The following is a 23,988-nucleotide window of genomic DNA, read 5'->3' on the forward strand; positions in this document are numbered from 1 at the left end:
CGCCGGTCCCTCGCCGTCCGGCCCGCCGTCGGGCCGGACGGCGACCCCACCTGACCACGAGGACGGATGATGATCACCAATCCGCTGCGCGACCCGCGGGACCGGCGGCTGCCCCGCGTTCCCGAGCCCTGCGCCCTCGTCGTCTTCGGGATCACCGGCGACCTGGCCCGCAAGAAGCTGCTGCCGGCCATCTACGACCTGGCCAACCGGGGCCTGCTGCCGACCAACTTCGCGCTGCTCGGCTTCGCCCGCCGCGACTGGGGCGACTCCGACTTCGCCGACCTGGCGCGCGACGCGGCCCGCAACGCGGCCCGCACGCCGTGGCGCGAGGAGGTCTGGGACCAGCTGGCCAGCAGCGTGCGGTTCGTGCAGGGCAGCTTCGACGACGACAACGCCTTCGACGAGCTCGCCGACACGCTCAACGAGCTCGAGGGCAGCCACGGGATCGGCGGCAACGCCGCGTTCTACCTGTCCATCCCGCCGGCGATGTTCCCGGTCGTGCTCAAGCAGATGCAGCGCACCGGCATGGCCGAGAGCACCCCGGACCGCTGGCGCCGGGTGGTCGTGGAGAAGCCGTTCGGCACCGACCTGCCCTCCAGCCGCGAGCTGAACGCGCTGGTCGACTCGGTGTTCAGCGCCGACGACGTCTTCCGCATCGACCACTACCTGGGCAAGGAGACCGTCCAGAACCTGCTGGCGCTGCGGTTCGCCAACACCCTGTTCGAGCCCATCTGGAACGGCCACCACGTCGACTCGGTGCAGATCACCATGGCCGAGGACGTCGGCATCGGCGGGCGGGCCGGGTTCTACGAGAAGACCGGCGCCGCCCGCGACGTGCTGCAGAACCACCTGCTGCAGCTGCTGGCCCTGACCGCCATGGAGGAGCCGGTCGAGTTCTCCGCCGAGGAGATCCGCACCGAGAAGCTCAAGGTGCTGCGGGCGATCTCGCTGCCCGAGGACCTCGAGACGTTCGCCATCCGCGGCCAGTACGAGCAGGGCTGGCTGGCCGGGCAGCGGGCCAAGGGCTACCGGCAGGAGGAAGGCGTCGACCCGAAGTCGAAGACCGAGACCTTCGCCGCGGTCCGGCTCGGCGTGGAGACCCGGCGGTGGGCAGGGGTCCCCTTCTACCTGCGCACCGGCAAGCGGCTGCCGCGCCGGGTCACCGAGATCGCGCTGTCGTTCAAGCGCGCGCCGCACCTGCCGTTCGCGCCGACGGACACCGAGGAGCTCGGCAACAACCAGCTCGTCGTCCGCGTCCAGCCCGACGAGGGCGTGACCCTCAAGTTCGGGTCGAAGGTGCCCGGCAGCGTCATGGAGGTCCGCGACGTGTCGATGGACTTCCTCTACGGCGAGCAGTTCACCGAGGCCAGCCCCGAGGCGTACGAGCGGCTGCTGCTCGACGTCCTGCTCGGTGACGCGACGCTGTTCCCGCGCAACGCCGAGGTGGAGGCCTCGTGGCGGGTGATCGACCCGCTCGAGGAGTTCTGGACCGGGACCACCCCGCACTTCTACCGGGCCGGCGAGTGGGGCCCGCGCGCCGCCGACGAGATGCTCGCCGCCGAGGGAAGGAGGTGGCGCCGACCGTGACCACTCTCTGGGACACGACCGGTTCCGCCGTCGTGAAGGAGCTGGCCGCGCAGCGGCGCACCGGCGGTGCCGTGCTGTCCGGCGTGGCGCTGACCCTCGTGGTCGTCGCCGACGAGAGCCGGGTGGCCGAGGCCGAGGAGGCGGCGACCGCGGCGGCCGAGCAGCACCCGTGCCGGCTGCTGGTCGTCGTCCGGCGGCAGATCGACGCGCCGATGCCCCGCCTGGACGCCGAGGTGCTCATCGGCGGCCGGCTGGGCCCGGGCGAGGCTGTGGTCATGCGCATGTACGGCCGGCTGGCGCTGCACGCCGAGTCGGTCGTGCTGCCGCTGCTCGCCGCCGACGCGCCGGTGGTCACCTGGTGGCACGCGGACCCGCCGGACCGGATGGCGACCGATCCGCTGGCCGTGATCGCCGACCGGCGGATCACCGACAGCTCCATCGCCGAGGACCCGGTCGCCGCGCTGGTCACCCGGGCCAAGGACTACGCCCCCGGCGACACCGACCTGGCCTGGACCCGGACCACCACCTGGCGCAGCACCCTGACCATGACGCTGGACTCGGTCGCCGGCCGCCGCGGCGAAGGCGTGCGGGTCCGCGGCGGGCGGGTCGAGGGGCGCCTGGGCAGCCCGACCGCGGAGCTGCTCGCGGGATGGCTCGCCTCCCGCTGCGGATCCTCGTTCGAGGTCGTCAAGGCCGAGCGGTCTCCCGGGCCGAGCGGGGTCGACGCCGTCGTGCTGCAGCTCGACGAGAACGAGGAGATCCGGGTGCAGGCCGACCGCCGGGGCGGCGCGACCATCAGCCAGCCGTTCCGGCCGGAGACGACGGTGGCCCTCCCCGACCGGCCGCTGGGCGACCTGCTCGGTGAGGAGCTGCGCCGGCTCGACCCGGACGAGCCGTACCAGGAGGCCCTGGAGGCGGCCACCGGCGTGGGCGGGCTGGCCGACCGCTCGCCGGTGCGCGAGCACATCTGGTTCGACCCGGCCGACCCGAACTCGGGTACCCGGCCCGGCACCGCCCGGCCGGCGAGCGTGCCCCGGACCAACACGCGGCCCGGCGCCACCGGCCGCAAGCGCACGGGTGCGGCCAAGCCCGCGCCGACCGTGCCGGCCGACTCGACGGGCGCCGACGAGGTCGCCGAGCACGGCGAGCACGACGACGAGAACGTGGCCCACTGATGTCGCTGCCACCGGGGGAACGGATCGAGGCCGAGCTCGCCTCGGAGGGTGTGCCGCCCCCCGACATCGTCATCGAGCCGGACGCCGACCGGCTGGCCGGCGCCGCGGCCTCGGCGTTCGTCGCCCGGGTGGCCGCGGCGCAGGCCGTGCACGGCGTCGCCTCGGTGGTGCTCACCGGCGGCGGGGTCGGGACGGCGATGCTCGAGCGGGTGGCCGACCTGGCCGAGGAGCCCGAGCGCGAGGTCGTCGACTGGACGGCGGTCGAGATCTGGTGGGGCGACGAGCGGTTCGTACCCGCCGACAGCGACGACCGCAACGAGCTCGGCGCGCGCCGGGCGCTGCTGGACCGGGTCGGGGTGCCCGAGGAGCGGGTGCACGCCATGCCGGCCGCCGACGGGGAGTTCGCCACCGCGGAGGAGGCGGCCCACTGGTACGCCGCCGAGCTGGCGGAGCTGGGAGGCGACGACGAGGTGCCGCGCTTCGACGTCCTGCTGCTCGGCATGGGCCCCGAGGGCCACGTGGCCTCGATCTTCCCGGACTCACCGGCCGCTCAGGACGACCGCCCGGTGGTGGCCGTGCACGACTGCCCGAAGCCGCCGCCCACCCGGATCAGCCTCGGCTTCTCGGCGATCAACTCGGCCGAGGAGATCTGGCTGCTGGTCGCCGGCGAGGGCAAGGCCGAGGCCGTGGCGCGCGGGGTCCGGGGCGCCCCGGGGACCGAACTGCCCGCCGGCGCGGTGCACGGGCGCCGCGCCACGCGGTGGCTCCTCGACGCCGCCGCCGCGAGCCGGCTTCCGGAGGCCTGAGGCGGTTCAAGAACTCTGCAAGCGGAGCGAAAGGGGTCGACCGCACCCTGACGGCGGGTCCACACTCCCGACCGTCGCCGAAGGAGCTCCTGCCATGACCGCCAGCGTCACCGCGCCCGCCATCCCCACCCCGCGCACGCCGAGCGAGCCCGCGCGCCGGCCACGCCGCGAGCGCCCGCTCAGCGAGTACTGGGACGTGGCCGAGGCGCGCTGGGTCACCGGCGCGCTAGAGGTCAGCCGCCGCGGCGGGCCTGCAGGCGGCTGAGCGCCTCGTCGAGCAGCGCGTCGCCGTCGGCGTCGGTGCGCCGCTCGCGCACGTAGGCGAGGTGAGTCTTGTACGGCTCGGTCCGCGGTGCGGGCGGCGGGGCGTCCTGGTCCTGGCCGGCCGGGAGGCCGCAGCGGGGGCAGTCCCAGAGCTCGGGGACCTCGGCGTCGGTCGCGAACGCGACGCGGGTCTCGTGCCCCTTGGCACACCAGAAGGCGATGCGGTGCCGTGGCGCGGCCTCCCCGCGCTCGGCCTCACCCATCGGACCTGCTCCGACCCGAGTACCCCGGATCGCGTTGCCACCAGCCACGAGCGCTCCCTGAACTCCGGTCGGCCGGACGAGCGGCCGACTGCCGCTCGCGCAGTCTAGAGCCTGGAAGGGCGTTCTCCCGTGCAGTTTTCCCTGCGCGGGTCGCTGGATGCGGTCAGACCTTGAGCAGAATGCCCAGTGCGACGATGCACACGGCCCAGATGACGCCGCAGAAGACGGTGAGCCGGTTCAGGTTCTTCTCGACCACGGAGGAGCCGGCCAGCGACGAGGAGACCGCGCCGCCGAACATCGAGGACAGACCGCCACCCTTGCCGCGGTGCAGCAGGATCAGCACCACCAGCAGCAGGCTGCTGAGCACCAGCAGCACGTTCAGGACGATCTCGACCATGGGACCAGGGTAGCCGACGCTCAGCGGACCCCGGCGGTGGCGAGGTCGTACCCGCCGTACGGCTGCATCACCAGTCCGTTGCGCAACCGCTGTCCGGCGATCAGCTGTATGCGGTTCTCCGACAGCGGCACGTAGGCGGCGCTCTTGGCGGCGGCGGTCGAGACCTCGCCCCACGCGTCGAGCGCGCCGTTCCCGCCGGCTGCGGCGCGGGCGGTGTCGACCAGGCCGTTGATGTCGGCGTCGTTGAGCCGCGCGTAGTTCGTGTTCCCCGGCGTGCGGATGCTCCGCCCGTCGACGAGCGGCACCAGGAACGACGCCGGGGTCGGGAAGTCCCCGGTCCAGGTGGCGAGGATGATCCCGTAGCCCTTGGCCTTCACGTTGTCGGGGTCGCCGACGTCCGTGGCGTAGAAGGTGGTCGGGTCCAGGGCCTGCACGTCGACCTTGATCCCGATCCCGGAGAGCTCGTGGGCGACCTCGCGGGCGACGCCGACGCTGGTCGGGGCGTCGGCGACGGCGAGCACGGTGGAGAAGCCGTGGGCCTGACCGCACGCCTCGAGCGACTTCCGGGCCGCGGCGGGATCGGGCGCCGGGTCCGTGTCCTGGGGACCGCCGGGCAGCCCGCGGGGCCACAGCACGGAGCTGCGGACGGCCGCGCCGGCCCCGCCCTGCGCCTGCTGCAGGCTGCGGCGGTCGACGGCCTGCGCGACGGCGGCACGGCAGTCGGCGTTGTCGAAGGGCGCCACGTCGGTGGGCAGCGCGAGCAGCCGGACGGCGCCGGTGGTGACGTCGTCGACCCGGTCGGACAGCGGCGGGTCGGTGTCGTCCTGGGTCAGCCGCGCGGTGGTCGCCGGCTGCACGCCGGCGCCGGTGATGTCCACGTCGGCCGAGCCGGCGAGGACCGCCTGGTCGCGCTCGATGCCCGACAGCCCGGTGCGGACGACGACGGCGTCGGGCAGCGCGGTGCGGACGTCGTCGGTGGCCTGCTTCCAGTCCTTGTTCCGCTCGAGCCGGATGCTGGTCGCGTCGACGGCCGTGATCGTGTACGGGCCGGAGGAGACCGGCGCGGTGCCGTAGTTCGCCCCGGTGTCGGACTCGACCGGGACGGGGCTGCTCGACGGCAGCGCCATCACGAACGGGAAGTCCGGCTGCGGGGTGCGCAGGTGGAAGACGAGGGTCTTGTCGTCCGGCGTCTCGATCGAGCCCAGCCCGAGGTGGTCCGGCGCCTCGTCCTGGTACGGGCCGGCGTACTGGTTCCCGGGGTCGTCCAGGAGGTCGACCACGTAGTTCGGGCCGCCGACGACGACGTCCGAGGCGAACGACCGCTCGATGCCGTACTTGACGTCCTTGGACGTGATCGGCCGCCCGCCGGCGAACGCCACGCCGTCCTTGAGCGTGAAGGTCCAGGTCGAGCCGCCGTCGGGGGTGGTGCCCAGGTCGGTGGCCAGGTCGGGGACGAGCTGCCCGGTCTTGCCGGGCTTCGACGAGTAGGTGACCAGCGTGCGGACGTAGAGCCGCATGAGGTTCCACACGCCCGGTGAGTAGGAGCGCTGGGGGTCGAGGCTGTCGACCGGCCCGGACACCACGCGCAGCGTGCCGCCGGTCGTGGTCGAGGGGGCGCGCACACCGGTGACGCCGGCGTCCGGCTTCCCGCTCTGGACCGGGACGTCGACCGTCCCGCTGGCGCCGCCGCTGCAGCTGACCGCGAGCACGACGACGAGGACGACGACCACCAGGCCGCCGAGCAAGCGGTGCCCCGACCGGCCGCGTGCCCAGCTCGGCACGCGCTCGAGGACGCTCCCCACTGCCACTCCCCCTGCTGCCCCGCCGCCGGGTGCAGCAGGCGGCGGTCAGCCGTTCTCTGCCGCGATCCGGCAGATCGATGCGAATTCGTCGGCGTCCAGGCTGGCACCGCCGACGAGGGCCCCGTCGATGTCGGGACCAGCGAGGATCCCGGCGGTGTTGCCGGCCTTGACCGATCCCCCGTAGAGGATACGGACGACGTCGGCGGTCTCCGGTCCGTAGCGCTCGGCGAGCCGCGCCCGCAGCGCCCCGCAGACCTCCTGCGCATCCTCCGGGGTGGCCACCTCACCGGTCCCGATCGCCCACACCGGCTCGTAGGCCAGGACGACCTTCCGCACGTCGTCGGCGCTGACGCCGTCGAGCGAGCCGTCGAGCTGGTCGCTGCAGTGGGGAACGTGGTTCCCCGCCTGGCGGATCTCCAGCCCCTCGCCGACGCAGAGGATCGGGGTGAGCCCGTGCTTGAGCGCGGCCTGCACCTTGCGGGCGACCAGGGCGTCGTCCTCGCCGTGGATGGTGCGCCGCTCGGAGTGCCCGACGACGACGTAGGAGCAGGCCATCGCGGCGAGCATCGCGCCGCTGATGTCGCCGGTGTAGGCACCCGAGTCGTGCGGCGAGAGGTCCTGCGCGCCGAAGCCGACCGGCAGCTTGTCGCCGGTGACCAGGGTCTGCACGCTGCGCAGCGCCGTGAACGGCGGGAGCACCACCGCCTCGGTCTTGTCGAGCACCTTCTCCGGCACCGTGAAGACGATCTTCTGCACCAGCCCGATGGCCTCGAGGTGGGTCAGGTTCATCTTCCAGTTGCCGGCGATCAGCCGACGGCGCGCCATCAACCCTCCAGGACGGTGAGGCCGGGCAGCTCCCGGCCCTCGAGGTACTCCAGCGACGCGCCGCCGCCGGTGCTGATGTGCTTGAAGGCCGACTCGTCGAGGCCGAGCTGGCGGACCGCGGCCGCCGAGTCGCCGCCGCCGACGACGGAGAGCCCTTCGACCTGCCCCACGGCCTCGGCCACCCCGCGGGTGCCGGCCGCGAAGGGAGCCAGCTCGAAGACGCCCATCGGGCCGTTCCAGAACACGGTGAGCGATCCGGCCAGCTCGCGGGCGAACAGCTCGACGCTGCGCGGGCCGATGTCGAGGCCGAGCTGGTCCGCGGGGATCTGGTCGGCGTCCACGGTGGTGGTCGGGGCGTCGGCGCTGAACTCGGGGGCGCAGACGACGTCGACCGGCAGCACGATCCTCCTCCCCGCCTCGTCGAGCAGCCGCTTGCAGGTGTCGACCTGGTCGGCCTCGAGCAGCGACCTGCCGACCTCGTGGCCCTGGGCCTTGAGGAAGGTGAAGCACATCCCGCCGCCGACCAGCAGCGTGTCGACCTTGGGCAGCAGCGCCTCGATGACGGCGAGCTTGTCGCTGACCTTCGAGCCGCCGAGGACGACGGCGTAGGGCCGCTCGGGGTCGCTGGTCAGCCGGCGCAGCACGTCGAGCTCACGGGCGACCAGGCGGCCGGCGACGTGCGGCAGCCGCAGGGCGATGTCGTAGACGCTCGCGTGCTTGCGGTGCACCGCGCCGAACGCGTCGTCGACGTAGACGTCGGCGAGCGCCGCCAGCCGGTCGGCCAGCTCGCCGCGCTCGGCGTCGTCCTTGGACGTCTCGGCCGCCTCGAAGCGGACGTTCTCCAGCAGGAGGACGTCGCCGTCGGCCAGGCCGGCCGCGCGCGTCGTCGCGTCCTCCCCCGCCACGTCGGTCGCCAGCGGCACCTCGACGCCCAGCAGCTCGCCCAGCCGGGCGGCGACCGGGGCGAGCGAGTACTGCGGGTCGGGCGCGCCCTTCGGCCGGCCGAGGTGGGCGGCGACGACCACCCGGGCGCCGGCGTCGCGCAGCGCCTGCAGGGTCGGCAGGCTGGCGCGGATCCGGCCGTCGTCGGTGATGGCCCGGGTGGTCTTGTCCAGCGGGACGTTCAGGTCGGCGCGCAGGAACACGCGCCGACCCGAGACACCCTCGGCGAGGAGGTCGTCGAGGCTGCGCATCAGAGGGAGTTGCCCACCAGGACGACGGAGTCGACGAGGCGGTTGGAGTAGCCCCACTCGTTGTCGTACCAGCCCAGGACCTTGGCCATCGGGCCGAAGACCTTGGTCAGCTTCGCGTCGTAGATGCAGGACGACGGGTCGGTGACGATGTCGGAGGAGACGATCGGCGCGTCGGTGTAGGTGAGGTACTTGCCGAGCGGGCCGGCCGCGGCCTCGCGGTAGGCGGCGTCGATCTCCTCGGCCGAGGCCTCGCGGGACAGCTGGACGGTGAGGTCGGTCGCCGAGCCGGTGGGCACCGGGACGCGGATGGCGTAGCCGTCGAGCTTGCCCTTGAGCTCCGGCAGCACCAGCCCGATCGCCTTGGCGGCGCCGGTCGAGGTCGGGACCATGTTCAGCGCGGCGGCGCGGGCCCGGCGGAGGTCCTTGTGCGGGCCGTCCTGCAGGTTCTGGTCGGCGGTGTAGGCGTGGATCGTGGTCATCAGACCGCGCTCGATGCCGAAGGCGTCGTTGAGCACCTTGGCCAGCGGCGCGAGGCAGTTCGTGGTGCAGGACGCGTTGCTGATGATCGTCTGCGAGCCGTCGTACAGGTTGTCGTTGACGCCCATGACGATCGTGAGGTCGTCGCCGGTGGCCGGGGCGGAGATGATGACCTTCTTGGCGCCGCCGGCGTCGACGTGCTTGCGCGCGTCCTCGGCCTTGGTGAAGAAGCCGGTCGACTCCACGACCACGTCGACACCCAGGTCCGCCCACGGCAGCGCGGCCGGGTCGCGCTCGGCGAGCACCTTGAGGGTGGCGCCGCCGACCTTGATCCCGTCGCCGACGGCGGCGACCTCCTCGGGGAACTTGCCCAGGATGCTGTCGTACTTCAGCAGGTGCGCCAGCGCCTCGGGGGTGGTCAGGTCGTTGACCGCCACGATCTCCACGTCGGCGCCGCTGGCGGCCGCCGCCCGGTAGAAGTTGCGGCCGATCCGCCCGAAACCGTTGATGCCAACCCGGACCGTCACGAGGACCTCCATGCCGTCAGGGGGCCGCGTTGGGGCACGCGGCCTCGCTCCGCCCGAAACCCTATCGGGCGGAGCGGGTGGCTTGCCCGGCCGGTTACTGGGCGAGCATGTCCTCGGTCACGACGGACTCGGTGTCGGGGATGCCGAGGTCCTTGGCCCGCTTGTCGGCCATCGCCAGGAGACGCCTTATCCGGCCGGCGACGGCGTCCTTGGTCATCGGCGGGTCGGCCCGCTGGCCGAGCTCCTCCAGCGACGCCTGGCCGTGCTCGAGGCGCAGCCGGCCGGCCATGAGCAGGTGCTCCGGGGCGTCGCCGTTGAGGATCTCCAGCGCCCGCTCCACGCGCGCGCTCGCGGCGACCGCGGCGCGGGCGCTGCGGCGGAGGTTGGCGTCGTCGAAGTTGGCCAGCCGGTTGGCGGTCGCCCGGACCTCGCGGCGCATCCGCCGCTCCTCCCAGGCGAGGACGGCGTCGTGGGCGCCCATGCGGGTCAGCAGCGCACCGATGGCGTCGCCGTCCCGGACGACGACCCGGTCGGCGCCGCGGACCTCGCGCGCCTTGGCGGCGATGCCCAGCCGGCGCGCCGCCCCGACCAGGGCCATGGCCGCCTCGGGTCCGGGGCAGGTGACCTCCAGCGACGACGAGCGACCGGGCTCGGTCAGCGAGCCGTGGGCGAGGAACGCGCCCCGCCAGGCGGCCTCGGCGTCGCCGATGCTGCCCGAGACGACGGCCGGCGGCAGGCCGCGCACCGGGCGGCCGCGCTGGTCGACCAGGCCGGTCTGCCGCGCCAGGCCCTCGCCGTGCTTGGCGATGCGGACCAGGTAGCGCACGCCGCGGCGGATGTTGCCGCCGGCGAGCACGCTGACGCCGCTGGTGTAGCCGTAGACCTCGCTGATGTCGCGCCGCAGCCGCCGCGCCACGGAACCGGTGTCCAGCTCGGCCTCGATGACCACCCGTCCACCGACGATGTGCAGGCCGCCGGAGAAGCGCAGCAGCGCGGTGACCTCGGCCTTGCGCTCGGACGTCTTGCTGCACTCCACTCGGGACAGCTCGTCCTTGACCATCGCGGTCATCGCCATCTGCGGTGTTCCTTTCCCCCTGAATTCCTCGGCTCGTCCCCCGGGCCGGGCATCGATCGTTCCGATACCCGGTCGAGCCCCCTTACTCCTAGCGCGCCCCGGCCACGGAGGCCAGTGCGGCGGACAGCCGCTCGGGATCATGCCGTGGTGCACCGTCGGGCTCGGCCACGGGTGCCAGGACGAGCTCGGCGCCGCATGCGCGCACCGCAGTTAGGAGACCATGCCGGTCAACCACCGATTCCGCATCGGCGATGACCGTGTGCAACGCCACTCCGCCCAGGTGGGCCTGCAGCACGCGCAGGTGCTCCTCCGGGCTGAACCCGTCGGTCTCGCCCGCCTGCGGTTCCAGGTTGAGGACGACGACGACCCGGGCCCGGGTGGTCTCCAGCGCCTTGCGCAGCCGCGGGACGAGCAGGTGCGGCAGGACGGAGGTGAACCACGACCCGGGACCCAGCGAGACGACGTCGGCGGTCGCGATCGCGTCGAGGACGGCGTCGGGCACCGGCGGGTCCGGCGGCATGACCCGGATGTCGCGGACCCGGCCGGGTGTCGCGGCGATCGCCACCTGGCCGCGGATCGTCCGGTGCCGGGCGGGGTCGTCGGGATCGACGCTCTCCACCCGGGCCACGAGGTCGAGCGGGACCGCGGCCATGGGCAGGACCCGGCCGCGGGCTCCGAGCAGCGCGCCCAGCTCGTCGAGGGCGCGGACGGCGTCGCCGCCGTAGAGCTCGGTGAGGCCGGTGAGCACCAGGTTGCCGACCGAGTGGCCGGCGAGCACGCCGCTGCCGCCGAAGCGGTGCTGCAGCAGGTCGGTCATCGCCTGCGTGCGGTCGCCCTGGTCGGCGAGGGCGGCCAGGGCCATCCGCAGGTCGCCGGGCGGGAGGTAGGGCAGCTCGCGGCGGATGCGCCCGGAGGAGCCGCCGTCGTCCGCCACGGTGACGACGGCGGTCAGGTTCCGGGTGATCCGCCGCCAGGCGCGCAGCGCGGCCGACAGGCCGTGCCCGCCGCCCAGGGCGACCACGCGCGGCGGTGGCGGCGCCGTCGGCACCGGTGGCAGCGGGCCCTCGACCCGCCGGACGTTCCCTCCCACGACCCCGGGCCTACTCGCGGCCCAGGTCGCGGTGCCGGGCGGCCGCGGCCACGCCCTCGGCGTTGAGCCGGCGGGCGAACTCCTCGGCGATGGCGACGCTGCGGTGCTTGCCGCCGGTGCAGCCGACGGCGAGCGTCAGGTACCGCTTGCCCTCGCGCCGGTAGCCGGGGATGAGCACGCGCAGCACGTCGGTGTAGCGCTCGAGGAACTCGGTCGCGTCGTCCTGGCCGAGGACGTAGTCGCGGACCTCGGGGTCGCGGCCGGTCTTCGGGCGCAGCTCCGGCAGCCAGTGCGGGTTGGGCAGGAAGCGGGCGTCGACGACCAGGTCGGCGTCGAGCGGCAGGCCGTACTTGAAGCCGAAGCTGAGCACGGTCGCGGTCAGCGGCGGCGTCTGGCCGTCGCGGGCGAAGGCGTTCTCCAGCGTCGCGCGCAGCTGGTGGATGTTGAGGTCGCTGGTGTCCACCCAGAGGTCGGCGTCGCCGGCGATGCCGGTGAGCAGGGTGCGCTCGGCGGCGATGCCGTCGATCAGCCGGCCGGCGCCCTGCAGCGGGTGCTCGCGGCGGTTGGACTCGTAGCGGCGGACCAGCACCTCGTCGCTGGCGTGCACGTAGACCACCCGCGGGCGGTGCCCGGCCGCCTCGAGCACCCGCATCGACTCCTGCAGGTCGCTGGAGAAAGCCCGGCTGCGGACGTCGACGACCGCGGCGAACCGGCGCAGGTCGCCGCGGGCGCCGAGCTCGACCATCGGCTGCAGCAGGGCCGGTGGCAGGTTGTCGACGACGAACCAGCCGAGGTCCTCGAGCACCCGCCCCGCGCTGTTCTTGCCGGCGCCGGACAGGCCGGTGACGACGACGACCTCCAGCGGCGGGACCTCCGGGGTCGTGGGTCCGTCCGCGCTCACCGGCCGGCTCCGACGCGGCCGACCTCGGCGGTGTCGCCGGCGTCCGGCGCGGGCTCGCCGCGCTCGGCGGGACCGTCCGGCGCCAGGGTCGACTCCTCCACCACCGGCTCGGTGATCGCGGCCTGCACGGCCTCCGCCGTCCGTCGTCCGATCCCGGGCACGGTCATGAGCTCCTCGAGGGAGGCCGCGCGCAGCCGCTTGAGCGAGCCGAACTTCTTCATCAGCGCCTTCCGCCGGGTGTCGCCGAGGCCCGGGACGTCATCCAACAGGGAGACCAGCATCGAGGTCGAGCGCTTCTGCCGGTGGTAGGTGATCGCGAACCGGTGCGCCTCGTCGCGGACCCGCTGGAGCAGGTACAGCGCCTCGGAGGTGCGCGGCAGGATCACCGGGTCGGGCTCGCCGGGCAGCCACACCTCCTCCATCCGCTTGGCCAGACCGCAGACGGCGACGTCGACGATGCCCAGCTCGTCCAGCGACCGGCTGGCGGCCGCGACCTGCGGGGCGCCGCCGTCGACGACGAGGAGGTTGGGCGGGTAGGCGAACTTGCGCGCCCGGCCCTCCTCGGCGGCGATGCCCTGCTCGTTCTTGCGGTCCTCCTCCTCCTTGAGGTGCCGGGCGAACCGGCGGCGGACCACCTCGGCCATGGCGGCGGTGTCGTCGGTTCCGTGTGTCACGGAGAACCGGCGGTAGTCGGACTTCTTGGGCAGGCCGTCCTCGAAAACCACCATGCTGGCCACGACGTTGGTCTGCTGGACGTGCGAGACGTCCATGCACTCGATCCGCAGCGGTGCGTCGGGCAGGTCGAGGGCCTCCTGCAGCTCCTGCAGAGCGAGGCTGCGCGCGGTGAGGTCGCTGGAGCGCTTCACCCGGTGGCGGGCGAAGGCCTCCTTGGCGTTGCGCTCGACTGTCTCGAGCAGGGCCCGCTTGTCACCTCTTTGGGGGACGCGGAGGCTGACCCGGCTGCCGCGCAGCTCGGAGAGCAGCTCCTCGTAGACGTCGGCGTCGTCGGGCAGCTCCGGGACGAGCACCTCGCGCGGGACGGCCTCCCCGGCGGTGCCCGACTCCCCCGTCTCCTCGTCGACGCCGCCGTAGACCTGCAGCAGGAACTGCTCGACGAGCTGGCCGGTGCTGACCTCCTCGACCTTGTCGATGATCCAGCCGCGCTGGCCGCGGACCCGCCCGCCGCGGACGTGGAAGACCTGGACGGCGGCCTCGAGGTCGTCCTGCGCGAAGGCGACGACGTCGGCGTCCGTGCCGTCCCCCAGGACGACGGCCTGCTTCTCCATCGCCCGCTTGAGCGCGCCTAGGTCGTCGCGGAGCCGGGCGGCCTTCTCGTACTCCATCGCCTCGGCGGCCTCGGCCATCTCGCGCTCGAGCCGCTTGACCATGAGGTCGGTGCGGCCGGCCATGAAGTCGACGAAGTCGTCGACGATGGCGCGGTGCTCCTCGGCGGTGACCCGGCCGACGCAGGGCGCCGAGCACTTGCCGATGTAGCCGAGCAGGCACGGGCGGCCGATCTGGCCGGCGCGCTTGAAGACGCCGTTGGAGCAGGTGCGGGCGGGGAAGACGCGGGTGAGGGTGTCGAGGGTCTCGCGGATCGCCCAGGCATGGGCGTAGGGGCCGAAGTAGCGGACGCCCTTGCGCTTGGGGCCGCGCATGACCTGCAGCCGCGGGTACTCCTCGTTCAGCGTCACGGCCAGCGACGGGTAGCTCTTGTCGTCGCGGTAGCGGACGTTGAAGCGCGGGTCGAACTCCTTGATCCAGTTGTACTCGAGCTGGAGGGCCTCGACCTCGGTGCCGACGACGGTCCACTCGACGCTGGCCGCGGTCGTGACCATCTGCCGGGTGCGCGGGTGCAGGCCGACGACGTCGGCGAAGTAGCTGTTCAGCCGCTGGCGGAGGCTCTTGGCCTTGCCGACGTAGATGACCCGGCCGTTGGGGTCGCGGAACTTGTAGACGCCCGGGGACTCCGGGATGCTGCCGACCGCCGGTCGGTACGTGGACGGGTCGGGCACGTCTCCACAGTAGGTCGGGGGGCCGACACGCCGGTAATTCGGTGGACGGGGCCGGGAGGCTCGGGGCGTGCGGATGACGTTCGAGCGCATGGCCGACCGGCGGCCGGTGGAGACGCTCGTCGAGCGGGACGACGGCGTGGTCTACGCGATGCGCGCCGCCGGAGGCGGGCCGGACCTGCCGCACGACCTGGTGCACGCCCTCGTCGAGCTCGAGCTCGGTGTGTCCGACGGCATCTGGGGTGCCGTCGCCGACGGGGTCGTGTGGGGCAGCATGCGGCACGTCTCGGGGCGGCGGCCGCCGCACGCCGCGGAGCGGTCGGCGCGGCTGCAGAAGGAGCGCGGCGACCGGATCATGGCCGCCGAGCACCTGGCCGACGTGGTGCGGCGCCTGTCGCGCGGGGAGCCCGTCCCGGGGGACGCCGTCTCGCGCTATCCGCGGGAGACGCTGGAGCGGGCCGCCACGGCGCTGACGGCCGCGGAGGCGCGGTGGGCGGCGTTGGCGCCGGGCGAGCGGTGGGTGCTCAGCTGGCCGGGATCGACGCCAGGTCGCTCTCGAGGAGCTCGCGGTCCGCGGGGTCGGCGATGAGCTCGGCCGCCCGCCGGGCGTCGGCGAGGTGGCGGTCCACCGCCTCGGGGTCGCCGGCGACGGCGGCCGCGCGGGCCAGGGCCTCGTGGGCGAAGGCGAGGTCCCAGTCGCCGATGCCGTTCGCCTCGCAGATCTCCAGGACGCGCCGGGCGTGGTGCCGCGCCGGTTCCGCGCGGCCCAGGACGGCGTAGACGCGGGAGCACTGCCACTCCCCTCGGGCCAGGTTCACCGCGGTGCCGGCCTGCTCCCAGTGGTAGCGGGAGGCGTGGGCCATGTGGAGCATCCGGTCGTCCTGGGCCGGGGTGCGGTCCTCGGTCTCCATCAGCCGCCAGACGCCGTTGAAGAGGTCGACGGCCAGCTGCCGCTCGCTCTCGGCCGGCGGGACGGTGGCGTCGGGGGCGGCCGCCGGGAGATCGGGGGTGGGCGCGGGCACGTCGTCCTGCAGGTCGTCGGCGAGGTGGGCCAGGCGGTGCAGGTCACCGCGGACGCGGACCAGCCGGCTCTCCAGCCGCCGCCGGTGGTCGGCGAGGACGCGGTCGACGACGTCGGGGTCGCCGCCCTCGGCCACGCACGCGGCGACGTCGTCGAGCGGGACGCCGACCGACCGGAGGCGGGCGATGAGCCGGGCCTGGGGCAGCCGGTCGGCCCCGTACCAGCGGTAGCCGGTGTCGTCGTCCACGTCGTCGGGTGCGAACAGCCCGATGCGGTCGTAGTGCCGCAGGGCCTTGGCGGTCATGCCGGCCGCGGCGGCCAGCTGACCGACGCTGAGCCTCGTCGTCTCCACGCAGCGGACGCTAGGACCTTGCCCCGCGGAAAGGTCCAGCCCCCGCGCGGGGGCTCCGCTCGGCCGAGTGAGCAGTTGTGGTCGGCGACACGCGCCGACACGCGGTGCGCGCCGACCACAACTGCTCACTCGGCGCGCGGGAGCGCCTGTGGACGACGGCAGCAGGCGACCGCCGTGCCGTGCGAGCCTGCCGGCGTGCAGCAACACGGAACGCGACCGGCGGCCAGCTGGGTGCTGGGGCGCTCGGCGCGCTGGCACACCCCGGAAGGCGCAGCGATCCTGGCCGAGGACGGCGTCGCCGAGGACCGCCGTCGTGACCTGGCGGCGGTTCGGGCGACGGAGATCGGTGCCTTCAGCGGCGTGCTCGTGGCGCTCCTGAGGCTCCTCGTGATCGCCTGGCGAACCTTCCGCCGCGAGAGGGACTGACCGCCCGGCCGGGACGAGTCGTCCCGGCCGGGCGGTGGGCTCAGCTGGCCTTCCTGCGGGTCCGCTTCTTCGGGGCGGCCTCGGCGATGGCGTCGGCGTCCAGGTGGCTGACCAGGTACCGGCCGGTGTGGCTCTCCGGCACCGTGGCGACGAACTCCGGCGGCCCCTCGGCGACCACCGTGCCGCCGCGGAACCCGCCCTCGGGACCCATGTCGATCAGCCAGTCGGCGCTCTTGATGACGTCGAGGTTGTGCTCGATGACGATGACCGAGTTCCCCTTGTCCACCAGCCCCTGCAGGACCAGCAGCAGCTTGCGGATGTCCTCGAAGTGCAGCCCGGTGGTCGGCTCGTCGAGCACGTAGATCGACCGGCCGTTGGAGCGCTTCTGCAGCTCGCTGGCCAGCTTCACCCGCTGCGCCTCACCGCCGGACAGCGTCGTCGCCGGCTGGCCGAGCCGCACGTACCCGAGCCCCACGTCGGTGAGGGTGCGCATGTACCGGCTGATCGACGGGATGGCCTCGAAGAAGTCGGCCGCCTCCTCGATCGGCATGTTGAGCACCTCGGCCACCGTCTTGCCCTTGTAGTGCACCTCGAGGGTCTCCCGGTTGAACCGGGCGCCCTTGCACACCTCGCACGGGACGTAGACGTCCGGCAGGAAGTTCATCTCGATCTTGAGCGTGCCGTCGCCGGAGCACGCCTCGCAGCGGCCGCCCTTGACGTTGAAGGAGAAGCGGCCGGGCTGGTAGCCGCGGATCTTCGCCTCGGTCGTCTGCGCGAACAGCTTGCGGACCTGGTCCCACACGCCGGTGTAGGTGGCCGGGTTGGACCGCGGCGTGCGGCCGATCGGCGACTGGTCGACGTGCACGACCTTGTCCAGGTGCTCGAGCCCGGTGATCGTCCGGTGCCGGCCGGGCACCTGCCGCGCCCGGTTCAGCTCGTTGGCCAGGGTCGTGTAGAGGATGTCGTTGACCAGGCTCGACTTGCCCGAGCCCGAGACGCCGGTGACCGCCACGAAGCAGCCCAGCGGGAACGTGACGTCGATGCCCTTGAGGTTGTGCTCGCGGGCGCCCTTCACGACCAGTTCGCGCCCCGGCGTGGGCTGCCGCCGCTTCTTCGGCACCTCGATCGCCATGCGGCCGGACAGGTACGCGCCGGTCATCGACCGCTCGCTGGCCAGCAGGTCCGCGACGGTGCCGCTGACCACGACCTCACCGCCGTGCTCGCCGGCACCCGGGCCGATGTCGACCACCCAGTCGGCGGTCTTGATCGTGTCCTCGTCGTGCTCGACGACGATCAGCGTGTTGCCCATGTCGCGCAGCCGGACCAGCGTCTCGATCAGCCGCGTGTTGTCGCGCTGGTGCAGCCCGATCGACGGCTCGTCGAGCACGTACAGGACGCCGACCAGGCCCGAGCCGATCTGCGTGGCGAGCCGGATGCGCTGCGCCTCCCCTCCGGCCAGCGTCGCCGCCGGCCGGTCCAGCGACAGGTAGTCGAGGCCGACGTCCACGAGGAACGACAACCGCGCCTGGATCTCCTTGAGCACGCGGTCGGCGATCGCCCGCTCCCGCTCTCCCAGCTCCAGCGAGCCCAGCCACTCCGACGCCTCACCGATGGACAGGTTGGTGACCTCGGCGATCGAGCGGCCGGACAGCTTCACCGCGAGGATCTCGGGCTTGAGCCGGGTGCCGTGGCACACGGGACAGGGCACGTCGCGCATGTAGCCCTCGTACTTGTCCCGCATGTAGTCGCTGTCGGTGTCCTCGTGCCGGCGCTCCAGGAACGGCAGCACGCCCTCGAACGCGGCGTAGTAGCTGCGCTCGCGGCCGTACCGGTTGCGGTAGCGCACGTGCACCTGGTCGGGCGAGCCGTGCAGCACGGCCTTCTGCACCTTCGCCGGCAGCTGCTCCCACGGCGTCTTCATGGAGAAACCCAGCTGGTCGGCCAGGCCGGTGAGCAGCCGGGTGAAGTACTCGTTGCTCATCGACCCGGCCCACGGCGCGATGGCACCCTCGCCCAGCGACTTCTCCGGGTCGGGGACGACGAGTTCGGGGTCGACCTCCTTGCGGGTGCCGATGCCGGTGCACTCGGGGCAGGCGCCGAACGGCGAGTTGAACGAGAACGACCGCGGCTCGAGCGCCTCGAACGAGAGCCCGTCGTCGACGCAGGCCAGGTGCTCGGAGAAGGTCCGCTCGCGGTACGGGTCGTCCTCGGGCAGGTCGACGAAGTCGAGGACGACGAGACCGCCGGCCAGCCCGAGGGCGGTCTCGACCGAGTCGGTGAGCCGACGCTTGGAGCTCTCCTTGACGGTGAGCCGGTCGACGATCACCTCGATCGTGTGCTTCTCCTGCTTCTTGAGCTTCGGCGGCTCGGTCAGCGGGTGCACCACGCCGTCGACGCGGACGCGCGAGAAGCCCTGCGTCTGCAGCGAGCTGAACAGGTCGACGTACTCACCCTTGCGGGCGCGGACGACGGGGGCGAGCACCTGGAACCGGGTGCCCTCCTCCATCGACAGCACCTGGTCGACGATCTGCTGCGGGGTCTGCCGGGAGATCGGCTTGCCGCAGTTCGGGCAGTGCGGCTGACCGGCGCGGGCGTACAGCAGCCGGAGGTAGTCGTAGACCTCGGTGATCGTGCCGACGGTCGACCGCGGGTTGCGGTTGGTCGACTTCTGGTCGATCGAGACGGCCGGCGACAGGCCCTCGATGAAGTCGACGTCCGGCTTGTCCATCTGCCCGAGGAACTGCCGGGCGTAGGCCGACAGCGACTCGACGTAGCGCCGCTGACCCTCCGCGAAGATCGTGTCGAAGGCGAGGCTGGACTTGCCCGAGCCGGAGAGCCCCGTGAACACGATCAGGGCGTCGCGGGGCAGGTCGATGTGGACGTCCTTGAGGTTGTGCTCGCGGGCGCCGCGGACGACGAGGCGGTCCATCTGTTCCCTGTCGGTCGAGGTCGGACGTACTAGGTGGGGCACACAGAGGGCAACGGCGCCCTGCCGGGCAGTGCTTCCCGCAGGTGGCGGAGCCCACGCCGGTCAGCCGGCCGGGGCGCCCTTCAGCTCCTGCGGATCGAAGACGGGGGCGTGCCGACGCCAGGGCTGGCGGCGCTCGAGCTCTCCGGCGAGCCAGAGTAGTCGCGTTTCGGACCCCGGCGGGCCGGCGAACTGGACGGCCACCGGCCAGCCCTCGGGCCGCCGGCCCACCGGCAGGACCAGCGCCGGGACCCCGGCCAGGTTCCACGGCGAGGCCCACGGCGCCCACCTGCTGTTGGCGGTGACGTTGGCCACGAAGGAGCGCTCGTGCCACGGCCGCGCCGGCAGCGGCGGGCCGTTCGTGATCGGCGTGAGCAGGAGGTCGACGTCCTCGAAGAAGGCCGTGACCTTCTCCCGGAACCGCTCCTGCGTGGCCGGCCGGACCAGCCCGGCGCGCCGGGCGAACCCGCCGATCCGGGCGTGCGTCGCGCTGCGCGGCTGCAGTGCCGCGCGGTCCAGCCCGTAGGCCTCCGTGTCGTCGTGCGCGCCGGCCATCCAGCGGGCCAGCGCGCCGACCGGCGGGGTGAGCGGCGGGTTGCGCCGGACGACGGTGTGCCCGGCGTCGCGCAGCAGCGCCACCGTGGCATCGATCGCGGCCCGGACGGCGGCGTCCGGCCCGGCGAGCGGGACCGGCGGGCGCAGCGACACCGCGATCCGCAGCGGACGGCCAGGGTCGTCCGGGACGAGCGGCCGCCCGGCCAGCACCGACGTCGCCAGGGCGAGATCGGTGACCGTCGTGGCGAGCGCGCCGTTCTCGGCCATGCCCGACCAGCTGTCGAAGCCGAGCTCGGACGGGACGACGCCGCGCCCGGGCTTGAGCGTGACCAGCCCGCAGGCCGCGGCCGGGATGCGCAGCGAGCCCATGCCGTCGTTGCCGTGGGCGATCGGCACGCAGCCGGCGGCCACCGCGGCGGCGCTGCCGCCGGAGCTGCCGCCGGGCGTGCGCGCGGTGTCCCACGGGTTGCGGCTGACCGCGTGCGGGCCGTCGGTGGCGCCGTAGAGGCAGAGCTCCGGCACGCGGGTGATGCCGACGACGACGGCGCCGGCGGCGCGGAGGCGGGCGACCACCGGGTGGTCGGCCCGGGCCGGCTCGTCAGGGGCGGCGAGCGAGCCGTCGGTGCAGACCTCGCCCGCGACGGCGATGTTGTCCTTGATCGCGACCGGCACCCCGGCCAGCGGCAGGGACGACCGCTGCGGCGAGGCGTCGAGGTCGGCCGCCTCGGCCAGCGCGGCCTCGGTGCGGACCACCCGGAACGCGCCGATGCGGGCGTCGACCTCGGCGATGTGGTCGAGGTGGGCGCGGACGACGTCGGCGGCGCGCAGCTCCCCCGACCGGACCCGGTCGGCGATCTCGGCGGCCGGGAGTCCGACCCCCGCGGGTGCGCGCACGGCTCCGCTAGCGTCCATGACAGCGAACCTAACTGCGTCGGCTGACACTTTCTGACTGGAGGCGGAATGACCTACACCGGCGACGTGGAAGTCGGCGGTCCGGCCGACGTCCGAGAGCTGCCCGGCCTGACGATCAGCAAGATCGCGGTCAGCGAGATGGCCAACAACGCCTACCTGCTCCAGGACCCGGAGACCGGCGCGGCCCTGCTCATCGACGCCGCGGCCGAGCCGCAGACGCTGCTGCGGTTCATCGAGGGCGCCGACGTCCGCACCGTCGTCACCACGCACGGGCACTGGGACCACCACCGCGCGCTGCCCGAGGTCGTGGCCGCGACCCGCGCGGTCACCGTCGCGCACCCCGCCGACGCCGACGACCTCCCGGTCGAGGTGAAGCGCCCCGTGCAGCACGGCGACACGGTGACCGTCGGCGGCCAGACGCTGGAGGTCGTGCACCTGCGCGGGCACACGCCGGGCAGCATCGCGCTGGTCTGGCGCGGCGGCGAGGGCGCCGGCACGCACGTCTTCACCGGCGACAGCCTCTTCCCCGGCGGCGTGGGCAACACGCAGAAGGACCCGGAGCGGTTCGCCAGGCTGATCGACGACGTCGAGCGGCGGATCTTCGACGTCCTCCCGGACGACACGTGGGTCTACCCCGGGCACGGCAAGGACACCACGCTGGGCGCCGAGCGCCCGCACCTCGGGGAGTGGCGCGAGCGCGGCTGGTAGCCGCCGAGGCGGAGTCCTTCGCCCGTGGAGGCGGGGTGCCCTGTTCCTAGAGCATCCAGGGATGACGACGACGAAGGACGTGCGCTGCCGGCTCGGCATCCACTCGTGGGTCCGGCGGCACCCTCCCGACGAGCGGTACGAGGGCCCCGACCAGAAGGTCTGCCGACGGTGCGGCAAGCAGACGCGGCCCGCGGACGTGCCGCCCGGCGTCTTCGGCCCGGGCTGAGCGGCATCGAGGGCTGCCGAGAGGGCGGGTTGGTCTACCCCTGACGCGTCCGGGCCACCAGGCTGGACGGCGAGCGCGGCTGGTAGCCGCCGACAACGGGAGGGCCCATGCCCAGCACGCATCCGGAGCTGAACGGCTACACCGTCACGTTGGAGGTGTTCGTACCCGCGGAGAAGGCGCAGCGCATGGCGGACCGGCTCGACCACCGCTGGCACATCGAGAACTGGACGCCGGAAGCGGCCGCCTACGAGGTCGCGCGCGAGGCCCTCGAGGCGAGCGGCCTGCACCAGGCGGTCAGCCTCGGGGTGGCCGAGGTCCGCCGCTGAGCCGAGCTACTCCTCGCTCTCGAAGAGGGCGATGAGCTCGTCCGCCGTCCCGGCGACGTGCAGCGGGACGACGGAGACGAGCCAGGACGACCGCCGCGCGTCGAGGTCGATGGCGAGGTCCCACGCCGCCCGCGCGGTCAGCGGGCCGAAGCAGGCGTCGTCGCCGTCCTCCCCGACCGCGACCTCGACGAGCCAGGTGTCGGACAGGTCGGCGGCGAGCTCGTCGAAGTCGGGTTCGGTGCCGTCCACCGGCTCGGGAGCGTCGGCCTGGACGGGGTAGACCAGCGCCATCAGAGCTGGATCCCGCGGGTCAGCGCGCCGTCCACGACCAGGTGCGTCCCGGTCGTGAAGCTGGAGACCGGGCTGGAGAGGAAGACGACGGCCTTGGCCATCTCGTCCGGCCGGCCCATCCGGCCGGTCGGGTTGAGGCCGAGGGCCATGTCGTAGAGGTCGGGCAGGGTCGTCTCGGCGCTGTGCCAGAAGCCGTTCTGGAAGTAGGTGTTGCCCGGCGAGACGACGTTGGCCCGGACACCGCGCTCGGCGAGCTGGAACGCCAGACCCGAGATGTAGCCGACCAGCGCCGTCTTCATCGTCCCGTACGGGCCGGCGGCGAAGTCGGCCTCGCGGCCGGAGACGCTCGAGATGGCCACGATCGACCCGTTGTCGCTCGCCTCCAGGTGCGGCAGGGCCGCCTTGGCCAGGCGGACGGTGTGCATGAGGTCGACCTCGAAGGAGGCGTACCAGTTCTCCTCGGTGTCGGGCACGGCCAGCGCGCTCACGTTGGCGACGACGGCGTCGACACCGCCGAGCCGCTCCGCGGCGTCCACGACCCACGCGGTGAGCGCCGGGCCGTTGCGGACGTCGAGCTGCACCCCGCGCACCCCGGAACCGCGGCCGGCCAGCGCCTTCTCGGTCATCTCGATCTCGGCGGCGTCGCGGGCGCAGAACTCGACCACCGCGCCCTCGTCGGCGAACGCCTCGACGATCGCCCGCCCGATGCCCTTCGTGCCGCCCGTGACCAGTACGCGGGAGCCGGTGAGCTGGAGGTCCATGGCTGTCCTTTCAGAGAGACCGAGCGCGGGAGCGCAGTTCGGCGTGCAGGCCGCCGTAGGCCGAGGCCGACGGCAGCAGCGACTTGCGGGCCTTGACGACGGCGCTGTAGTTCGCGTCGACGACGTTGGCGATCGGCACCTCGGTGATCTGCGAGAGCAGCTGGTAGGCGTCCATCGGGTGCAGGCCGTACAGCTCGCCGAACCAGTGCACGAGCTCGGCCTGGCCGATCCGCCAGGCGTCCTCCAGCGGCCGGCTGGAGCCGACCGTCATCCAGTGGGTGTCGTCCTCGAGGCGGGGCCAGGCCGGGGCGCCGCCCTTGACCAGCTCGACGATCAGCGTCGTCGTCATGGCGCCCTCGACGGCGGTGCCGCAGGCCTCGCCCTCGCCCTGGCGGTAGTGGCCGTCGCCGATCGAGAACAGCGCGCCCTCGACGTTGACGCCCAGGAAGCACGTCGTCCCGGCGCGCATCTGCGGGGTGTCCATGTTGCCGCCGAACCGCTCGGGCACCAGCGAGCTGCGCACCTCTCCCCCGGGCGGCGCGACGCCCACCGTGCCGAGCATCGGCTCGACCGGCAGCTCCACGGCCAGCTCGCTGTGCGCGGCCACGAACGTGACGGTGTTCTTGGCCCGGTCCAGCTCGTAGATCCAGGTGGTGTCGGGCAGCGCGTCCTGCAGGGTCACGACGCGGTCGGTGCTCGTCAGCCCGCCGAAGAACGGGATCGTCGCCGAGGCGCCGAAGTCGCGGGCCGGCTCGAGGGCGACGAGGTGCAGCGCGAGGGTGTCGCCGGGCTCGGCGCCCTCGACGTAGAACGGGCCGGTCTGCGGGTTGACGTAGCGGAGGTCGACCTTCTCGCTGGAGAGGTCCTTGACCGAGCGCAGTGCGCCGCAGAAGGCGTCGTCGGACCACAGCCGCAGCGCCGTCCCCGGCTGGATGCGACGCAACGGGGCGCCGCCGCCGAAGGTGAACGCGTACTGCTCGAACGTGGGCACGATCTCGACGACGTCCATGCGCCACAGTAGGAAGCAGCAGGTCCGGCGGGCAATCCC

25 protein-coding genes are annotated in these 23,988 nt (G+C 73.4%); 9 read left to right on the plus strand and 16 right to left on the minus strand.

Going from position 1 to position 23,988, the window contains the following annotated elements; genetic code table 11:
- Nucleotides 1-69 precede the first annotated feature (69 nt).
- From zwf to GGQ55_RS25870, 4 genes are all read left to right on the plus strand, one after another.
- Nucleotides 70-1,587: a glucose-6-phosphate dehydrogenase gene (gene zwf / locus GGQ55_RS25855; protein WP_179721798.1), complete on the plus strand. Its 1,518-nt coding sequence runs from the start codon at nt 70-72 to the stop codon at nt 1,585-1,587.
- Nucleotides 1,584-2,762, plus strand: coding sequence for a glucose-6-phosphate dehydrogenase assembly protein OpcA (locus GGQ55_RS25860; RefSeq protein WP_179721800.1), 1,179 nt, complete (start codon nt 1,584-1,586; stop codon nt 2,760-2,762). Before zwf ends, GGQ55_RS25860 begins: the two co-directional genes overlap by 4 nt.
- Nucleotides 2,762-3,568, plus strand: coding sequence for a 6-phosphogluconolactonase (gene pgl, locus GGQ55_RS25865; protein ID WP_179721802.1), 807 nt, complete (start codon nt 2,762-2,764; stop codon nt 3,566-3,568). The genes GGQ55_RS25860 and pgl overlap by 1 nt, the downstream gene beginning before the upstream one ends.
- Before the next feature lie 94 nt (nt 3,569-3,662).
- Complete coding sequence (locus tag GGQ55_RS25870; protein ID WP_179721804.1) at nt 3,663-3,833, plus strand: hypothetical protein; 171 nt, start codon at nt 3,663-3,665, stop codon at nt 3,831-3,833.
- On the opposite strand, the gene GGQ55_RS25875 is transcribed toward GGQ55_RS25870, so the two are convergent.
- From GGQ55_RS25875 to uvrC, 10 genes are all read right to left on the minus strand, one after another.
- Entirely contained in the window at nt 3,802-4,095 is a 294-nt protein-coding gene (locus GGQ55_RS25875; protein ID WP_218859449.1) for an RNA polymerase-binding protein RbpA, read from the minus strand. The two genes, GGQ55_RS25870 and GGQ55_RS25875, sit on opposite strands and share 32 nt — an antisense overlap.
- 163 nt (nt 4,096-4,258) lie before the next feature.
- Nucleotides 4,259-4,492: a preprotein translocase subunit SecG gene (gene secG / locus GGQ55_RS25880; RefSeq protein ID WP_179721808.1), complete on the minus strand. Its 234-nt coding sequence runs from the start codon at nt 4,490-4,492 to the stop codon at nt 4,259-4,261.
- A 20-nt stretch (nt 4,493-4,512) separates the two neighbouring features.
- Nucleotides 4,513-6,294: an ABC transporter substrate-binding protein gene (locus tag GGQ55_RS25885; RefSeq protein ID WP_179721810.1), complete on the minus strand. Its 1,782-nt coding sequence runs from the start codon at nt 6,292-6,294 to the stop codon at nt 4,513-4,515.
- A 45-nt stretch (nt 6,295-6,339) separates the two neighbouring features.
- Nucleotides 6,340-7,119, minus strand: coding sequence for a triose-phosphate isomerase (tpiA, locus tag GGQ55_RS25890; RefSeq protein ID WP_179721812.1), 780 nt, complete (start codon nt 7,117-7,119; stop codon nt 6,340-6,342).
- Nucleotides 7,119-8,312 (minus strand): phosphoglycerate kinase, encoded by a 1,194-nt coding sequence (locus GGQ55_RS25895; RefSeq protein ID WP_179721814.1) that lies wholly within the window; start codon nt 8,310-8,312, stop codon nt 7,119-7,121. The genes tpiA and GGQ55_RS25895 overlap by 1 nt, the downstream gene beginning before the upstream one ends.
- On the minus strand, nt 8,312-9,316 hold the full coding sequence (gap, locus tag GGQ55_RS25900) for a type I glyceraldehyde-3-phosphate dehydrogenase (RefSeq protein WP_179721816.1): 1,005 nt from the start codon (nt 9,314-9,316) through the stop codon (nt 8,312-8,314). The genes GGQ55_RS25895 and gap overlap by 1 nt, the downstream gene beginning before the upstream one ends.
- 94 nt (nt 9,317-9,410) lie before the next feature.
- On the minus strand, nt 9,411-10,391 hold the full coding sequence (whiA, locus tag GGQ55_RS25905; protein WP_179721818.1) for a DNA-binding protein WhiA: 981 nt from the start codon (nt 10,389-10,391) through the stop codon (nt 9,411-9,413).
- A gap of 88 nt (nt 10,392-10,479) precedes the next feature.
- A complete protein-coding gene (locus GGQ55_RS25910) occupies nt 10,480-11,481 on the minus strand; it encodes a gluconeogenesis factor YvcK family protein (protein ID WP_366490281.1) in 1,002 nt (333 codons plus the stop codon).
- A gap of 10 nt (nt 11,482-11,491) precedes the next feature.
- Nucleotides 11,492-12,382 carry an RNase adapter RapZ gene (gene rapZ, locus GGQ55_RS25915; RefSeq protein ID WP_179721819.1) on the minus strand — a complete coding sequence of 297 codons (891 nt, stop codon included), beginning with the start codon at nt 12,380-12,382 and terminating at the stop codon, nt 11,492-11,494.
- Nucleotides 12,379-14,397 carry an excinuclease ABC subunit UvrC gene (gene uvrC, locus GGQ55_RS25920; protein ID WP_179721820.1) on the minus strand — a complete coding sequence of 673 codons (2,019 nt, stop codon included), beginning with the start codon at nt 14,395-14,397 and terminating at the stop codon, nt 12,379-12,381. Before uvrC ends, rapZ begins: the two co-directional genes overlap by 4 nt.
- A gap of 67 nt (nt 14,398-14,464) precedes the next feature.
- Between uvrC and GGQ55_RS25925 the strand changes: the two genes are divergently transcribed.
- Nucleotides 14,465-14,983, plus strand: a complete 519-nt coding sequence (locus GGQ55_RS25925; protein WP_179721821.1) for a hypothetical protein — start codon at nt 14,465-14,467, stop codon at nt 14,981-14,983.
- Here the strand turns inward: GGQ55_RS25925 and GGQ55_RS25930 are convergent.
- A complete protein-coding gene (locus GGQ55_RS25930; protein WP_179721822.1) occupies nt 14,919-15,767 on the minus strand; it encodes a MerR family transcriptional regulator in 849 nt (282 codons plus the stop codon). The genes GGQ55_RS25925 and GGQ55_RS25930 overlap by 65 nt on opposite strands.
- 195 nt (nt 15,768-15,962) lie before the next feature.
- Here GGQ55_RS25930 and GGQ55_RS25935 point away from each other — a divergent pair, with 195 nt between their 5' ends.
- Complete coding sequence (locus tag GGQ55_RS25935) at nt 15,963-16,193, plus strand: hypothetical protein (RefSeq protein WP_179721823.1); 231 nt, start codon at nt 15,963-15,965, stop codon at nt 16,191-16,193.
- 40 nt (nt 16,194-16,233) lie between these two features.
- Here GGQ55_RS25935 and uvrA read toward each other — a convergent pair whose 3' ends face one another.
- Both uvrA and GGQ55_RS25945 read right to left on the minus strand, forming a co-directional pair.
- A complete protein-coding gene (uvrA, locus tag GGQ55_RS25940; protein WP_179721824.1) occupies nt 16,234-19,122 on the minus strand; it encodes an excinuclease ABC subunit UvrA in 2,889 nt (962 codons plus the stop codon).
- Between the two features lie 102 nt (nt 19,123-19,224).
- Complete coding sequence (locus GGQ55_RS25945) at nt 19,225-20,628, minus strand: amidase (protein ID WP_179721825.1); 1,404 nt, start codon at nt 20,626-20,628, stop codon at nt 19,225-19,227.
- 48 nt (nt 20,629-20,676) lie between these two features.
- On the opposite strand from GGQ55_RS25945, the gene GGQ55_RS25950 reads away from it, so the two are divergent.
- The 3 genes from GGQ55_RS25950 to GGQ55_RS25960 all read left to right on the plus strand — a co-directional run bounded on the left by GGQ55_RS25950 (nt 20,677) and on the right by GGQ55_RS25960 (nt 21,888).
- Entirely contained in the window at nt 20,677-21,336 is a 660-nt protein-coding gene (locus GGQ55_RS25950) for an MBL fold metallo-hydrolase (protein ID WP_179721826.1), read from the plus strand.
- A gap of 61 nt (nt 21,337-21,397) precedes the next feature.
- On the plus strand, nt 21,398-21,562 hold the full coding sequence (locus GGQ55_RS25955; protein ID WP_179721828.1) for a hypothetical protein: 165 nt from the start codon (nt 21,398-21,400) through the stop codon (nt 21,560-21,562).
- Between the two features lie 107 nt (nt 21,563-21,669).
- On the plus strand, nt 21,670-21,888 hold the full coding sequence (locus tag GGQ55_RS25960; protein ID WP_179721830.1) for a hypothetical protein: 219 nt from the start codon (nt 21,670-21,672) through the stop codon (nt 21,886-21,888).
- A gap of 6 nt (nt 21,889-21,894) precedes the next feature.
- On the opposite strand, the gene GGQ55_RS25965 is transcribed toward GGQ55_RS25960, so the two are convergent.
- Genes GGQ55_RS25965 through GGQ55_RS25975 form a run of 3 tightly spaced genes read right to left on the minus strand, consistent with a single transcriptional unit; the run spans nt 21,895 to nt 23,949 of the window.
- Nucleotides 21,895-22,179, minus strand: coding sequence for a hypothetical protein (locus GGQ55_RS25965; protein WP_179721832.1), 285 nt, complete (start codon nt 22,177-22,179; stop codon nt 21,895-21,897).
- Nucleotides 22,179-22,940: an SDR family NAD(P)-dependent oxidoreductase gene (locus GGQ55_RS25970; protein WP_179721834.1), complete on the minus strand. Its 762-nt coding sequence runs from the start codon at nt 22,938-22,940 to the stop codon at nt 22,179-22,181. The genes GGQ55_RS25965 and GGQ55_RS25970 overlap by 1 nt, the downstream gene beginning before the upstream one ends.
- Before the next feature lie 10 nt (nt 22,941-22,950).
- Complete coding sequence (locus GGQ55_RS25975; RefSeq protein ID WP_179721836.1) at nt 22,951-23,949, minus strand: acetamidase/formamidase family protein; 999 nt, start codon at nt 23,947-23,949, stop codon at nt 22,951-22,953.
- Nucleotides 23,950-23,988 lie beyond the last annotated feature (39 nt).

The sequence above is a fragment of the Petropleomorpha daqingensis genome, assembly GCF_013408985.1.
Classification (GTDB): domain Bacteria; phylum Actinomycetota; class Actinomycetes; order Mycobacteriales; family Geodermatophilaceae; genus Petropleomorpha; species Petropleomorpha daqingensis.

Excerpts from the sequence above, each read along its gene's own strand:
- GGQ55_RS25955 (WP_179721828.1), top strand. The coding sequence starts at position 21,398 with ATGACGACGACGAAGGACGTGCGCTGCCGGCTCGGCATCCACTCGTGG.
- whiA (WP_179721818.1), bottom strand. The coding sequence starts at position 10,391 with ATGGCGATGACCGCGATGGTCAAGGACGAGCTGTCCCGAGTGGAGTGC.
- pgl (WP_179721802.1), top strand. The coding sequence starts at position 2,762 with ATGTCGCTGCCACCGGGGGAACGGATCGAGGCCGAGCTCGCCTCGGAG.
- GGQ55_RS25970 (WP_179721834.1), bottom strand. The coding sequence starts at position 22,940 with ATGGACCTCCAGCTCACCGGCTCCCGCGTACTGGTCACGGGCGGCACG.
- GGQ55_RS25950 (WP_179721826.1), top strand. The coding sequence starts at position 20,677 with ATGACCTACACCGGCGACGTGGAAGTCGGCGGTCCGGCCGACGTCCGA.
- uvrA (WP_179721824.1), bottom strand. The coding sequence starts at position 19,122 with ATGGACCGCCTCGTCGTCCGCGGCGCCCGCGAGCACAACCTCAAGGAC.
- GGQ55_RS25945 (WP_179721825.1), bottom strand. The coding sequence starts at position 20,628 with ATGGACGCTAGCGGAGCCGTGCGCGCACCCGCGGGGGTCGGACTCCCG.
- GGQ55_RS25960 (WP_179721830.1), top strand. The coding sequence starts at position 21,670 with ATGCCCAGCACGCATCCGGAGCTGAACGGCTACACCGTCACGTTGGAG.
- GGQ55_RS25895 (WP_179721814.1), bottom strand. The coding sequence starts at position 8,312 with ATGCGCAGCCTCGACGACCTCCTCGCCGAGGGTGTCTCGGGTCGGCGC.
- GGQ55_RS25965 (WP_179721832.1), bottom strand. The coding sequence starts at position 22,179 with ATGGCGCTGGTCTACCCCGTCCAGGCCGACGCTCCCGAGCCGGTGGAC.
- secG (WP_179721808.1), bottom strand. The coding sequence starts at position 4,492 with ATGGTCGAGATCGTCCTGAACGTGCTGCTGGTGCTCAGCAGCCTGCTG.
- zwf (WP_179721798.1), top strand. The coding sequence starts at position 70 with ATGATCACCAATCCGCTGCGCGACCCGCGGGACCGGCGGCTGCCCCGC.
- GGQ55_RS25975 (WP_179721836.1), bottom strand. The coding sequence starts at position 23,949 with ATGGACGTCGTCGAGATCGTGCCCACGTTCGAGCAGTACGCGTTCACC.
- tpiA (WP_179721812.1), bottom strand. The coding sequence starts at position 7,119 with ATGGCGCGCCGTCGGCTGATCGCCGGCAACTGGAAGATGAACCTGACC.
- GGQ55_RS25875 (WP_218859449.1), bottom strand. The coding sequence starts at position 4,095 with ATGGGTGAGGCCGAGCGCGGGGAGGCCGCGCCACGGCACCGCATCGCC.
- GGQ55_RS25870 (WP_179721804.1), top strand. The coding sequence starts at position 3,663 with ATGACCGCCAGCGTCACCGCGCCCGCCATCCCCACCCCGCGCACGCCG.